This window comes from Maribacter sp. ACAM166, assembly GCF_005771495.1.
In the GTDB taxonomy this organism is placed as follows: domain Bacteria; phylum Bacteroidota; class Bacteroidia; order Flavobacteriales; family Flavobacteriaceae; genus Maribacter.
Window position 1 is genome coordinate 1 of the sequence record NZ_VAUW01000064.1, and the last position, 13,911, is coordinate 13,911.

12 protein-coding genes are annotated in these 13,911 nt (G+C 36.0%); 8 read left to right on the forward strand and 4 right to left on the reverse strand.

The window, feature by feature from the left end; translation table 11 throughout:
• Nucleotides 1–192 precede the first annotated feature (192 nt).
• The 8 genes from ES765_RS20705 to ES765_RS20740 all read left to right on the forward strand — a co-directional run bounded on the left by ES765_RS20705 (nt 193) and on the right by ES765_RS20740 (nt 8,645).
• Nucleotides 193–1,785, forward strand: coding sequence for an amidohydrolase (locus tag ES765_RS20705; protein WP_138116338.1), 1,593 nt, complete (start codon nt 193–195; stop codon nt 1,783–1,785).
• A 314-nt stretch (nt 1,786–2,099) separates the two neighbouring features.
• On the forward strand, nt 2,100–3,128 hold the full coding sequence (locus ES765_RS20710) for an NADP-dependent oxidoreductase (protein WP_212744281.1): 1,029 nt from the start codon (nt 2,100–2,102) through the stop codon (nt 3,126–3,128).
• A 72-nt stretch (nt 3,129–3,200) separates the two neighbouring features.
• Nucleotides 3,201–3,713 (forward strand): ferritin, encoded by a 513-nt coding sequence (locus tag ES765_RS20715; protein WP_138116340.1) that lies wholly within the window; start codon nt 3,201–3,203, stop codon nt 3,711–3,713.
• 91 nt (nt 3,714–3,804) lie between these two features.
• Nucleotides 3,805–4,584, forward strand: a complete 780-nt coding sequence (locus ES765_RS20720; RefSeq protein WP_138116342.1) for a glucose 1-dehydrogenase — start codon at nt 3,805–3,807, stop codon at nt 4,582–4,584.
• A 318-nt stretch (nt 4,585–4,902) separates the two neighbouring features.
• Nucleotides 4,903–5,391: a GbsR/MarR family transcriptional regulator gene (locus ES765_RS20725; RefSeq protein ID WP_138116344.1), complete on the forward strand. Its 489-nt coding sequence runs from the start codon at nt 4,903–4,905 to the stop codon at nt 5,389–5,391.
• A 46-nt stretch (nt 5,392–5,437) separates the two neighbouring features.
• A complete protein-coding gene (locus ES765_RS20730; protein WP_138116346.1) occupies nt 5,438–6,736 on the forward strand; it encodes an NAD(P)/FAD-dependent oxidoreductase in 1,299 nt (432 codons plus the stop codon).
• A complete protein-coding gene (locus tag ES765_RS20735) occupies nt 6,733–7,485 on the forward strand; it encodes a ZIP family metal transporter (protein ID WP_138116348.1) in 753 nt (250 codons plus the stop codon). The genes ES765_RS20730 and ES765_RS20735 overlap by 4 nt, the downstream gene beginning before the upstream one ends.
• Nucleotides 7,486–7,547: 62 nt before the next feature.
• Nucleotides 7,548–8,645: a mechanosensitive ion channel family protein gene (locus ES765_RS20740; protein WP_138116350.1), complete on the forward strand. Its 1,098-nt coding sequence runs from the start codon at nt 7,548–7,550 to the stop codon at nt 8,643–8,645.
• 243 nt (nt 8,646–8,888) lie between these two features.
• Here ES765_RS20740 and uvrB read toward each other — a convergent pair whose 3' ends face one another.
• From uvrB to ES765_RS20760, 4 genes are all read right to left on the reverse strand, one after another.
• Nucleotides 8,889–10,886 carry an excinuclease ABC subunit UvrB gene (gene uvrB / locus ES765_RS20745; protein ID WP_138116352.1) on the reverse strand — a complete coding sequence of 666 codons (1,998 nt, stop codon included), beginning with the start codon at nt 10,884–10,886 and terminating at the stop codon, nt 8,889–8,891.
• A 233-nt stretch (nt 10,887–11,119) separates the two neighbouring features.
• Nucleotides 11,120–11,725, reverse strand: coding sequence for a TMEM175 family protein (locus tag ES765_RS20750; RefSeq protein ID WP_262710703.1), 606 nt, complete (start codon nt 11,723–11,725; stop codon nt 11,120–11,122).
• A gap of 494 nt (nt 11,726–12,219) precedes the next feature.
• Entirely contained in the window at nt 12,220–13,215 is a 996-nt protein-coding gene (locus ES765_RS20755) for an NADP-dependent oxidoreductase (protein WP_138116356.1), read from the reverse strand.
• Between the two features lie 6 nt (nt 13,216–13,221).
• Entirely contained in the window at nt 13,222–13,737 is a 516-nt protein-coding gene (locus tag ES765_RS20760; RefSeq protein ID WP_138116358.1) for a YqhA family protein, read from the reverse strand.
• Between the last annotated feature and the right edge of the window lie 174 nt (nt 13,738–13,911).

Sequence of the window (13,911 nt, forward strand, 5' to 3'; positions counted from 1 at the left end):
ATAACTTCAACCACCCACATAAATCTTTAGGTAATAAATCACCTAAAGAGTGTATGCCCAGGTTTGATGAAGAATTTAAATTCTTCATCAAACCTGACCTAAATAATAATTATTTATCGAATTTAGACGTGTCCTAAGACGGGGAAGCCTACAGCTGTGTCTCAAATATTCTACAATGGTACAATAATTACTATGAGTGGAAACGAACCAGCTTTTGCGAAAGCGGTAGTAGAACTAAATGGTGAAATTGCTTTTGTTGGGAGTTTGGAAGAAGCAAAAGCAAAATTTTCGAATGCTAAAAAAATAGACCTTCAAGGCAAAACATTGCTACCTGGTTTTATTGACCCACATAGCCATTTTGGAATGGTGTCAAATTCAATGGGACAAGTAGATTTGAACCCAGAACCTGTAGGAACAGTTACTAATATTTCAGATATTACTAAAAGAATGAAAGCCTACAAACTGGATAATAATATTCCTAATGGTGAATGGATTTTTGGTTGGGGTTACGATAATGGCGAGTTAGCAGAAAAGCGTCATCCTACAAAAATGGAAATCGATGCGGTATTGCCTAACAATCCCGTGTATTTACAACACACTAGTGGACATATGGGCGTAGCCAACTCAATGGCACTTAAGATGATGAATGTAACTTCAGAAACACCGAATCCTACTGGCGGCAACATCGCAAGAATACCAAATTCAAAAGAGCCCAACGGTTTGGTTCAAGAAACTGCGATGTATCCTTTTGTGGGTAATATGCTTCAGATTCTAGCACAAGACCAAACTAAATACTTTGATGCTACGCAAGAATATTATGCTTCCAATGGAATTACAACTGCACAAGATGGAATGACAGACCGTAATACTATACATTTCTTTCAGTCTCAAGCAGATGCCGGTAAACTTAAAATTGACTTGATTGCATTGGGTGGAAATAACGATTTAAAAACAAATCTTAAAGACAGTTTAATCAACTTTAAAACCTATAAAAACCGTTTTAAAGTTCAAGGTACTAAGATAGTAGCAGACGGTTCGCCACAAGGTAAGACTGCTTATTTCACAGAGCCTTTCAAGACAGTAGTTCCTGGATGTTCTCACGATTGTAGAGGATTACCAAGTCTTTCAAAAGAGACACTTAACAACTTGTTTGTTACTGCTTATACAGAAGACAATCAACTCTTCATTCATAGTAACGGTGACGCAACTATTGATATGGTAATCGCCGCACACGAATATGCTTGTGATAAATTAGGCCAACCTTTAGACAAAGATCGAAGAACCATTGTAATACACTCACAGTTTGTACGTCCTGAACAATTAAAAACATTCAAGAAACACAATATGGAACCCTCCTTTTTCACAAATCACGCATATTTCTGGGGTGATGTTCATGTGGAGAATTTAGGAAAAGAAAGGGCAGATTTTTTAAGCCCCATGGTAAGTGCAGAACGTTTAGGCTTAAAACCTACTAATCATTCAGATGCTACGGTTACACCGGTAAGTCCTTTATTCACGGTATGGTCAGCGGTAAATCGTGTTTCTAGATCAGGAGCCGTTATAGGCGAAAGCGAAAAAACAACGCCATATCAAGCATTAAAAGCAATTCCAACCAATGCGGCTTACGAGTTTTTTGAAGAAGATTCTAAAGGGTCTTTAGAAGTGGGTAAACTAGCTGATTTTGTGATTTTGGATAAAAATCCATTGTCCATTGACCCTATGAAAATAAAGAATATTCAAGTTTTGGAAACTATCAAAGAAGGTAAGACTGTATTTAAAGATTGAACCGAAAATGAATATAATAGAAGGTAATAACCCTTGCTGGGGAAATATTACCGGTTTTGAGTCAGTAATTTAAATTTAGCGAAGACATAAATCTTACTAAAATTATCATCGAAGCTTGCGATAACTGCGTTGAAAAAAATGAAAGGATATTCAATAAGTAGGCCAACTGCTCTGAGGAACATTTCCACTGTATTGGCATCTTGACAGAAGCAAGAATGAGAGGCATAAAAGGATACAAAAATTATAATAGGAATTCTAGTGGGTCTCGCGAGACTCTTCAAACTAGTAACACTTAAAAACAAAGAGAACAGAAATTGAAAAAAGAACCACAAAATAAAGAAATTGTATTGGCCGAACATCCTTCGGGAGTTCCTACGCAAAGTACCTTTAAAATCAATACGATTGAGATGCCCGATGTTAAGGATGGTCAGGTGATGCTTAAAAGCCTCTACGTATCAGTAGATCCTGGAATGCGAGGATTTATGGATAAAGGTCACATAGGCTATACCGGACAAAAATTCAATCTAAACGAACCGATAACTAGCAGAACGGTGGCACAGGTCGTCAAAAGTAGAAACGGCGGTTTTAAAGTCGGAAGCATTGTTCATGGACGATTAGCTTGGCAAAAATTTCAAAGTATAAACTCTGACACGCTTGAACTAATTGACCCTGATTTGGCCCCAATATCGACGGCAGCGAGCCTACTAGGCATACCAGGATTGGCAGCCTACTTCGGCATGTTAAAAATTGGACGGCCAAAGAAAGGTGAAACGGTAGTAGTTTCGGGCGCAGCAGGTTCGGTCGGTGGTATTGCTTCACAAATTGCAAAAATCAAAGGTTGCAAGGTCATAGCTATCGCGGGTTCATCGGATAAAATAAATTATCTCGAAAACGAATTAGGACTAGACCGAGGTATCAATTATAAAAAAACGGCTGATATGACAGCAGCAGTTAAACAAGCCTGCCCAGACGGTGTAGATATTTTCTTCGACAATGTGGGTGGAGAAATTTTCGACGCGGTATTTGCAAACATTAACAAGAAGGCCAGAATCGCCATCTGCGGTCAAATCGCCGAATATAATGCATCGGCACCAACTAAAGGTCCACGTCCGATGCACAATCTTATAAATAAAAGTGCGCTGATGGAAGGTTTCGTGGTCTTTGATTTTAAAGACGAGTTCGAAGATGCAAAAAAGCAGCTCGCAAGCTGGTACAACAATAGCGAATTAAAGTATCGTGAAAATTTGGTAGAAGGCTTTGAAAATATACCCACTGCTTTTATCGGACTCTTTTCAGGCCAAAATATCGGTAAGCAAATGGTGAAGGTCGCAGCTATTGAATAACGTCAAAAAAAATATAATATCAACTATCGAATTTCAATCAAAATCAATAATTTTAAAGGAATAACATAAATAATGAACACAAAGCGAATTTCTGACAAAATGGAAAAATTATTGAACACTCAAATGACCCGCGAGGCTTATCAGGCTCAAGTGTACCTATCGTACGCTTCTTGGCCAGGGGTCAATAGTTTTTCAGGTATCGCCACATTTCTTTACGGCCACATGCATGAAGAAAGAGAGCATATGTTCAAAATTTTAAAATATATCAACGATCGTGGCGGTAGTGCTAAAATAGAGGCGATAGATGCCGCACCCGCAAATCCGAAAGATATCGGTGATTGCCTTGCTAAGATATTGAAGCATGAAATAAACAATTCTAAGGAAATTGATAAAATCGTTAATCTGGCGCACGAAGAAAAAGATTGGGCAACCTTTAATTTCGGTCAGTATTTTGTTACCGAGCAAATTGAGGAAGAAACGTTAATCAATGGCATCATAGACAAGTACAATCTTACCTCAACAGAGATTAAAGGAAATACCAATCTTTATGAGATGGACAAAGACCTTACAAACGCCTCTCAATAAGGCACATTACCACGCATAGAGAAATTTTAAACGGTACTCGTTATTCAATTTCAGACGCGTGTTTAATTAATAATCTTGTAAACAGTATAGTATGGACACTTCAAAATTATTTGATTTAAAAGGAAAAACTGCAATCATCACAGGTGGTGCTGCAGGAATAGGAAAAGCAAGTTGTGAGATGTTGGCGGCTTATGGAGCAAATGTGGTAGTCTCAGATTACAATCTCGAAGCTGCCGAAAAAACAGCAAAAGAAATTAATGACAACGGCGGAAAAGCTATTGCTATTGATTGTAATGTTCTAGAAGACGATGCCTTGGTAAACCTTGTCAATCAAACAGTAAAGGAATTTGGCAGTATTGAAATTCTTGTGAACAATGTAGGAGGCGGTGGTGCCGGAAAAGAAAGCCCTTATGACATTGAAGTAGCACAATTCAAGAAAGTCTTCGATATGAACGTTTTTAGCATGTGGCGTTTATGTCAGCTAGTTGCTCCTCATATGAAAAAATCGGGCTACGGTAGTATTATCAACATGTCTTCTCTGGCATCTATTAATAAAAGCCCGGCGATAAGTGCATATGCATCTTCCAAGGCGGCAATCAATCATATGACACGTAACCTTGCCTATGATTATGGCCCAGACAATATCCGTATGAACGCTATAGGCCCTGGAGCTACACGTACCGCTGCTTTAAGCACTGTACTCACTCCTGAGATTGAAAAGGCAATGTTGAAGCACACTCCAATAAATAGGCTTGGAGAGTCTGAAGATATTGCAGGAGCAGTATTATATTTCGCAGCACCTATCTCTAGTTGGGTAAGTGGTCAAATCATTTTTGTAAATGGTGGTGGTGAGCAAACATTAGACATGTAAGTAAAAAACATGAACTGGGTTTTACTGTTTCAAATTCTTTATATCATATTACCGTAATCATAGAAAGATTGTTATTATCGATGGTATAACAATCTTTATTAGGTGGTGCTGTTTTGGTGTACGTCTCATTTCTTAATCTAGAAGGACGGGACAAACGTGGCGTTGTTTTGTTACGCAAACGTCTTAAAGGACAAGATTTGAAAGGATATATACGTGAAGTTGAAGTTCAAAACGATGCACAAACTATAGAAGAAATAAAAGCTGCCGGTGCTGCAGCTGTGTAATATGCTAAGTAAAATATTAAAATAATGTAAGAGAATGAAAATGAAAGAGAGTTCGAATGAATACAGTATCTTGATAGAAGAAATAGGTGTGATTATTGAAGAGCGCGCATTCTTGTCTCCCCTCGCTGCACGAATTTACGCTACCTTAATTTTAGAGTCTGATGAAGGATTAACTTTTCAGGATATTACAGAATTACATAAAGCAAGTAAAAGTTCGGTTTCAAACAACTTGAATGTATTGGTAAAGCTGAAGTATATCGAATATTATACCAAGCCTGGCAAACGAAAACGGTACTTTAAAGCATCAAAATTATATGTGAAAACTGCTATGGAAAAATATTCTCAATTATTTGAGAAAGAGATTAAAGTTGTTGAAAAGATAAATGAATTCAATAAAAAAAATCATCTTGAGAAATTTAAAAGCAAGGAATCAGCCGGAACATTATATCAGGAATATCTCATGAAATTACAAGAGGAATTAAAAACAAAAATCAAGCAGGTAAATGAGCTTGAAGACCAGTAATAACATTGTGTTAGTAAACGTTTATATCTGCTTAAAACTATACTAAATGAAAGTATCAAAAAATAAACATATTGTAATAATAGGTGGTGGATTTGCAGGTATAAATCTCGCAAAGCATTTAGGTGGTAAGAAGGGTCTGCAAGTGACGCTAGTAGATAAAAACAATTATAATTTTTTTCCGCCATTATTATATCAAGTAGCTACGGGAATGCTCGATATTTCAAGTATATCTATACCGTTCCGTACACTGTTAAGTAAAAAAGAAAACTTGCATTTTAGGTTGGGAGAGCTCGTGAAAATTGTTCCAGAGGAAAACAAAGTTATACTATCAACAAGTGAGTTGGAATACGATTATCTGGTGTTGGCAACTGGTACTAAAAGCAACTTTTTTGGCATGGACAATATTGAGAAAAAAGCGTTACCAATGAAGACCGTTGACGAAGCCATAAAACTACGCAACTATCTTATCATGGAGGGAGAAAAATATACCTTTTGCACAGATGAGGATGAGAAACGCAAAATGCGGAATATCGTGATTTCTGGAGCTGGACCTTCTGGAGTTGAAATCGCTGGTATGATTGCCGAAATGCGTAATCGTAAACTAAAAAGTATCTACCCAGAACTAACAAACGAGGCTTTAAATATCTATCTCGTAGATGGTGGTGATAGCGTACTCGGACCCATGAGTAAAAAAGCACAAAAGTATTCTCAAAAAAGTCTAGAAAAAATGGGCATAAAAATATTGCTCAACACTTTTGTAACCGATTATAAAGACGATAAGGTCTTTTTTAAGGGTGGACAAACCATTGAGACTAAAACGCTTATTTGGACTGCAGGGGTTACTGCAATGAAATTTAACGGTATTCCAGAGGAATATTACGCAAGTGGAAACCGAATCAAAGTAGATGCTTATAATAAACTAATAGACTCTGAAAACATATATGCTATAGGTGATTCATGTATTCAAATGACAGATTCAGACTGGCCAAAAGGACATCCGCAATTGGGTAGCGTTGCGCAACAGCAAGGCAAAACCTTGGCCGAAAATTTTACGAGAATGATTGAGGAGGACCAACCAAAGCCTTTTTCATATTTAGACAAAGGTTCTATGGCTATCATAGGCGACCAAAAAGCGGTAGCAGATATGTCTTTTCCCAAAACCACACTAACAGGTTTTGTCGCATGGTTTGCATGGCTTTTTGTGCATTTATTTCTATTAGTGAATTACAGAAACCAATGGAGAACTTTTTGGAACTGGGCAAATACCTATTTAGGAAGAGGACAGTCTCAAGGGATTATGATAGGAAAAACAGCTGAACAAGAGCAATTTATCCGCAAAAAATGAATCCACAACTAGAAGCCACTTTTTGGGGCCTGATTACAGGGTCTGCATTATTAATTGGTGCCTTAGGTGGTTATTATTTAAAACTTACGCAAGGTTGGATAGCCATCATTATGGCTTTTGGTAGTGGAGTACTCATTTCAGTATTGTCTTTTGATTTAATGGACGAAGCTTTTCAAACAGGCGGTATCGAAGCAAGTTCCATTGGTTTCTTAATAGGCGCATTGATATACACTGGTGCAAATGTTATACTCGCAAAAATGGGAGCACGACATAGGAAACGATCTGGTGCTGAAGTGAGACAAGATGAAGAAGATAATGGAATCGCTATCGCAATGGGTGCCTTGTTGGATGGAATACCAGAATCTATTGCAATAGGTCTGAGTTTATTAACTAGTCCTGGTGTAAGTCTCGTAGCAGTAATAGGTATTTTCTTATCAAACATCCCAGAAGGATTATCAAGTACGACAGGAATGAAAAAAAGCGGGAAGAGTAAAACCTATATTTTTGGCTTGTGGCTGGGAATCACCGTAATTTCTGGAATATCAGCTTGGGCAGGATATACATTGTTCGATAATGTAAGTCCAAGTATTACAGCGGGTACAACAGCACTTGCTGCAGGCGCCGTACTAGCAATGGTATTAGATACAATGATACCTGAAGCATTCCAAAAAACACGTTCGGCAACAGGTCTTATTGCTGTTATTGGTTTTTTGTGTGCATTTTATTTAAGTAAGAGTTTAGTGGAATAATTAGGTATTTAACAACCAAAAAATTGAGTGTAAACTTTCGAAAAATATAAAAAGATATTACCATGAAAGAATTTTTAATACTTTATACATCACATATCATCTGGACAGTAGGTGTAATCGTAACAGTGGTTGTGCTGCGGTTTTTAACAACGTTATTACATAATTGGCTTGTTAAAAAAGAAGTAGAAAAATTTCCTGGAGAAACAACAGAGCCAGTAGATTTAATTAAGCGTATTTTAAACACATTGTGGCTGGTTATTGGTGTTATTGCTTTAGGTTTCGTCTTTGTGGATCGCGAAATGGACGCTGTGATTTTAGATAAGATAGAACTTGTTTTGTACTTAGGCTTTTTATCTGTTTTCGTGATTGTCGCAGCAGCCACAACTAATATGTGGTTTAAGAAAAGTATCCAGCGTAAGATTGAGTATCAATATGATTACACTAGCTATAAGTTTTTACGTTACGTTGCAGTTTTTGCAATTTATTTTGTTGGAATTATTTTTGCACTGTTAGCCTTCCCTTCTATGCGTGTGGTTGCAAATACCGCATTGGGTGGAGCTGGTGTAATAGCTTTAATTGCAGGTGTAGCATCGCAAGAAGCACTAGCTAATGTAGTCGGTGGTGTTTTTATAATCGGCTTTAAACCTTTCAAGTTAGGTGACGTAGTTAAAGTGACGGATACTATGGTCGGAACAGTTACCGATATTACACTGCGACATACAATCATTCGTAATTTTGAGAACAAAATGATTGTGATTCCTAACTCTATTATTAATAAAGAAAAACTCATCAATTACGATTTAGGAGATCTTAAATGTTGTGAGCATATAGAAATGGGAATTTCTTATGATAGTGATGTAGCTATGGCAAAGAAGATTATGCAAGAGGAGTGTGAGAAGCATTCTTTAATTTATGATAACCGATCAGAACAAGATATAAATGACGGGAAACCAATGGTGAAAACTGCAATGATTAAGATAAATGAGTCTACTATGACGATTCGTGCTTGGGCTTGGACAAGAAACTTTAGTGATTCATTTTCACTTAAATGTGATGTAAACGAAACCATAAAAGAACGCTTTGATGCTATAGGTGTTGATTTGGCATACCCAACGCGAACTATTTATTTGAAAAATGAAAATGAATTAATTGAAAAATGAATACAGAACAGCAAAGAAAAAATGACCTAAAATATTTATTGTTTAGGTAATATAATCTTCTCCGGCAGGTCTGCTCGTGGCGTAACTAATGATTCTTCTTCTTGATTGTCTTCTTTAACATACCCCCTACTCATAGTTAATTTTAATGACATATTTTCATTTTACCCCTCCTCTATCAACATAGAATACGGTATTTTAAAGCATCGACTATAAATAATAGTGTGGTAAAATTATGCGCAAAGCCTATCCTTGCATGAAGATAAATTGACTGTAAAGCTTATCCAATTCAACACGAACCTTTGCAATATTTTCCAATTCTTCTTTATCTGTAAATTTTAACAAGGCTTTTTCTCGCTCCCCAATTAATTGACATAACATAGGCAGGTTTTTACAAAACAAAGGATCGTGAACCACTGGTTTTGATATCTCTTCTGAATCAGAAGTTTGTTTTCGTTTTGATGATGTAGGTGTTATATCATGTAACTTGTTGTAGGCTATTTGTTGTGCGCGACGCTGTTCTGATTCCTCAATTGCTTGACGCATTGCAGTCGTTATTTTATCGGCATATAAAATAGCCTTGCCATTGGTGTTTCGCGCCACACGACCAATAATTTGAATTAATGCTTGTACTGAACGTAGAAAGCCAGCTTGATCTGCATCAAGTATTGCCACCAACGATGCTTCTGGTATATCTAACCCTTCTCGCAATAAATTAATACCAATAAGCACATCGAACTCACCAGCTCTTAGCGCATCAATAATTTCAGTTCGTTTGGAGGTCTTAATATCAGAATGAAGGTATCTCACTCGAATACCTTTGTGACCCATAAAGTCGGTTAGTGCCTCTGCACTTTTCTTGGTTGTGGTCAATACTAAGACGCGTTCGTCTTCTGCAACCCGTTTAGTGATTTCTGCTAACAAATCATCCATCCTGTTTTTTGATGGTCGCACCTCTATGTCAGGGTCTAATAAGCCAGTAGGACGAATAATTTGATTAATAGTTTCTCCCTTTGAGCGTTTTAGCTCATAGCTACCAGGTGTGGCGGAAACAAAAATAGTTTGAGGTTTTAATTTTTCAAATTCTTCAAAACTTAATGGGCGATTGTTTTTTGAGGATGGTAAGCGAAAGCCATACGCTATCAAGTTGTTTTTTCGACTTTGATCACTGGCATGCATGGCCGATATTTGCGGTATCATTACATGCGATTCATCAATAAACAACAGGCTATCTTTGGGTAAATAATCAAGTAAGGTGGTTGGAGGTAATTTAGGATCACGGTCATTGAGATAACTTGAATAATTCTCGATGCCAGAACTGTAACCTTTTTGCTGCATCATTTCTACATCATCCATCGTGGGCTCATAAAGTCTAGCTGCTTCAACAAAACGGTTTTCATCGTTAAGCTCTGCTACACGGAGATCCAATTCTTCAAGAATTTTTTCACTTGCAAGTATCAACTTATTCTGGGGTGTTGAATACAATGTTTTAGGTGAAACCAAATACTGATCTAATTCACGTATAACTTGGCCACAAATTGGATCTATAGAATAGAGTCCCTTGATAGTATTTGCAACAATTTCTATGCGTATACCATATTGTTCGGCGTCAGCAGGAAAAATATCAATAATGTTACCATCTACTTGAAACATAGCACGTTTTAGTTTCTTTTTATTTTTCCCTTTCTTTTGTTGGCTATACCGAAGCTGATTTAAACGTTCGAATAGCCATTCCTTTTTAATTTCTGTATCTCGAGCTAATGGTATTTGAAGTGCACGATATGCTTCAGGACTACCTAGGCCATAAACGGACGAAACAGATGCTACCACAATAACATCCTTTCGCTCAATTAATGATTTGGTAGTCGATAAACGCAGTCGCTCTAATTGTTCGTTAACCGCAGAGTTTTTACCTATAAAGCGACTGTTGCCAGGGATATAAACTTCTGGCTGATAGTAACCGTAATAGGAAACAAAATATTCAACCGCATTTTCTGGAAAAAAAGTTTTCATTTCACTGTATAGCTGTGCTGCCAAGGTTTTATTATGTGCCAAGATTAAGGTTGGCCGTTTTAAACGATGAATGACATTTGCCATAGTAAACGTTTTGCCAGAACCGGTAACCCCTTTCAAGGTCTGATGAGATGCTCCATTATTTATACCAGCAATAAGTTTGGCAATGGCTTCTGTTTGGTCGCCAGAAGGTGTATAGTTTGAATGTAAAATAAATGAATCTTGTCCCATGTTCTACTGGTTTTGTTAGTAGTTTTGCTTAAAACACAATTGTCCATACAAAGTTTGCTCGTATTTGGACACTAGTTGCTCCCCAACATTTTATTAATTATTTTTTTTTAGAGAGACGAAACAATCAAAATTTCTACTTGATCATCTTCTTTTACAAATCCTCTACTTACAATTTACTTCATTTTAATGACGACTTTGCCTTTGGTTCTTTTCAGCTAAATTTGAAAATACAATTACATTTTTTTTGGAGGAATAATATAGGTTAGGGTAACCACAAATATTAATCCTAGTGCTAATTTGTAATTAATGAAAATTAATAAAAAAGCAATTACTTCTATAAGTGGCCCTTTAAGCCAGCTTATTATAGTATCATTCCTTAATTCTTTTTTTGTCTTTTCTGTTTTATATAATCCACTTTTGAATATTGCATAGTGATGAAGCAATCTAAATGTTACGGCCTTAACGAAGTAAGCACCAACTAATAACATAGTTGCAGTTTCTTGATTATGAACCTGTCCAAGTAACGCCGTTGGATAAACGATTAGCGAAAGTGTAAATAAAAACAATAGATTTAGCCAAATAAAAGTAGCATCTACGGCTTTCATTTTGTTAAACAAAATATGATGATTGAAGAGGTGCACCGCTATTACCAAAAAACTAATTGCGTATGGAATTAATTGAGGAATCAAGTATTCTAGTAATTCAAAAATTGAATATTTTTTAATTAAAAAATCTTCCGGAATTTCAAATGCCATAACCAAAATGGTTATTAAAATAGCAATAACGCCATCGCTAAAATTTTCTAATCTAGCCTTGTCTATAATATTCTTGTCCGTCATATTACAATTCAATAACTTCTATTTTTATATTTTTCTTATTTACAGGGGGTTGAAGTAAGGTTATATCACCGACGTTTTTATTTCCTGGCACCTTTGCTATTGGAGATAAAAATGAGATTTTATATTAGGAAACATTAGCTTCATCTGCTATCTGATATTCACAATTTTGCTATTGTTTGAAGAGGGTTAATGTTGCTCCAAAATGAATTTTATTTTTGAGGTAGGGTTGAAAAATCACTTATTTAATCCAAGTTTATTTAATCTTAAAGTACCCTTAACTTGGTGGTAATTTAGATTATTTGTACACGATTAATCTCGATAGGTTGCTCTATAAATATTTTTTGTTCATATACTCACAAATTTTGCTTCTGCTTCAATTCTTTTAAGCCTTTATTTGTAAGATAATTGACAACTCCGAAAACCCAATCGGCTCTTGGTGTTGCCATAGGAATTTCTTCCTGATCGACTTCTTTCTCAAATCCTCAACTTATAATTTAGGTTATTTTAATGACAACTTTGCCTTTGGTTCGTCCTTTTGTAACATAAAGTATAGCATTTAAGGCATCTTTTAAAGGAAACACTTTATCAATAACAGTTTTTACTTGACCTGATTCTACTAGACCTGTCACTTCATTTAATTGTTTTGCATTTGCTCTCATTAAAAGGAGACTGTAATACGCTGATTTATGCTTTATCTGCTTTGTTATTTTTCTTCTTTTCCATGTCAAATAGAGCTTGACGAAGAAATTTAGTTTCATTCGTTTGGCAGTTTCTTTATCAACGGGACCTACAAGGGTAATTACTTTCCCGCCTTTTTTTATTACTTTAAATGCGTCTTCAGTGTACTCATTTCCAAGTGTATCCAGTACCATATCCACATCTTTCACAATAGTTTTATAGTCTTCGGCTTTATAATCAATGACGCGATCGGCTCCAAGTGCTTTAACCCATGCTACATTATCTGTGCTAGTAGTAGTATACACGTAAGCGCCTTTTGCTTTGGCTAACTGTATGGCTAAGAAACCAACGCCGCCAGAACCTGCTTGTATAAGGATTCTATCACCAGACTTTAGTTGACCGCGTTTCAATACTTGTGAAGCTGTAAGACTAACTAGTGGCAAACTTGCAGCTTCTTCAAAGCTAATATTCTTTGGTTTTAAGCTTAGAATGTTTTGTTTTACTGAAACAAATTCGGCAAATGAACCTTGTTTATCTACATAGGCATACACTTCGTCTCCAATATTAAAATTGATGACATCCTCTCCTTTCTCAACTACTTTACCACTTACGTCATAGCCCACTGTTGCGGGTAATGTATATTTACCTAGCGCTTTTAGCTTCCCTTTAATAACTTTTATATCTAATGGATTTACGCTAGCAGCAAATGTTTCAATTAACACTTCATCCTTGCTAATAGTTGGTTTTTCAATTTCAGAAAATTTTATGCTTTCGGAAATTTCTCCGTAACGTATATGTTGTATTGCTTTCATAATCTGTTATTTTTTAGTGGTATTAACTTCTTCTTTATTTAGGCTTAAAAATTTCAAGCCAAGAGCCAATAGAACAATGGAAATAGGAAGAATTACAATTTCCCATTTAAGGTTATCAATATTCACAAAAACGACCTCAAGAAATTTTACAAAAAGAATTATGACAATAACCTCTGCGAGTACATTTTTTAAATGCCCAATATTTGGTGTTCGTATCCATTTTAAGACGTTTTTTTCATCTTCATACTTTTTGTTTGAAATAAATAAGGTGTAAACACCATGTGCAAAAATGAAAAGTACTAGGGCAATTAAAAAAGTGTCCAGTGATTTTATTAGGTAGGTTGTTGCTATATCTGCAGGATGCAAATGTGCTTTGCCTTCTGGAATATAGTTGAAAAGAACAACTCTAAAGGCATTAAAAGTTTTTAAGGCACCTGCTACAAAAAGCAATAAAGACCCAAGTAGTGAACCGATAATAGCAGTCCAGCTTATGTATCGGAATAGGTAGAAGATTTTTTTCATAATTCTAGAGCGTTCAAATGTTCCTATTATAATTTAAGGTTTAAAAACAATAGCGTCCTAAACGATTAAAAAAGAGAAAGGGAATTCTGTTCCTCAAAGTTACCTTTGTGGTGCACTCAAAACCACACCTTTCTCTTATGTTAAATATAACCTTGTTTTCCCAAATCATCTCGA

Excerpts from the sequence above, each read along its gene's own strand:
- ES765_RS20705 (WP_138116338.1), top strand. The coding sequence starts at position 193 with ATGAGTGGAAACGAACCAGCTTTTGCGAAAGCGGTAGTAGAACTAAAT.
- ES765_RS20715 (WP_138116340.1), top strand. The coding sequence starts at position 3,201 with ATGAACACAAAGCGAATTTCTGACAAAATGGAAAAATTATTGAACACT.
- ES765_RS20720 (WP_138116342.1), top strand. The coding sequence starts at position 3,805 with ATGGACACTTCAAAATTATTTGATTTAAAAGGAAAAACTGCAATCATC.
- ES765_RS20725 (WP_138116344.1), top strand. The coding sequence starts at position 4,903 with ATGAAAATGAAAGAGAGTTCGAATGAATACAGTATCTTGATAGAAGAA.
- ES765_RS20730 (WP_138116346.1), top strand. The coding sequence starts at position 5,438 with ATGAAAGTATCAAAAAATAAACATATTGTAATAATAGGTGGTGGATTT.
- ES765_RS20735 (WP_138116348.1), top strand. The coding sequence starts at position 6,733 with ATGAATCCACAACTAGAAGCCACTTTTTGGGGCCTGATTACAGGGTCT.
- ES765_RS20740 (WP_138116350.1), top strand. The coding sequence starts at position 7,548 with ATGAAAGAATTTTTAATACTTTATACATCACATATCATCTGGACAGTA.
- uvrB (WP_138116352.1), bottom strand. The coding sequence starts at position 10,886 with ATGGGACAAGATTCATTTATTTTACATTCAAACTATACACCTTCTGGC.
- ES765_RS20750 (WP_262710703.1), bottom strand. The coding sequence starts at position 11,725 with ATGACGGACAAGAATATTATAGACAAGGCTAGATTAGAAAATTTTAGC.
- ES765_RS20755 (WP_138116356.1), bottom strand. The coding sequence starts at position 13,215 with ATGAAAGCAATACAACATATACGTTACGGAGAAATTTCCGAAAGCATA.
- ES765_RS20760 (WP_138116358.1), bottom strand. The coding sequence starts at position 13,737 with ATGAAAAAAATCTTCTACCTATTCCGATACATAAGCTGGACTGCTATT.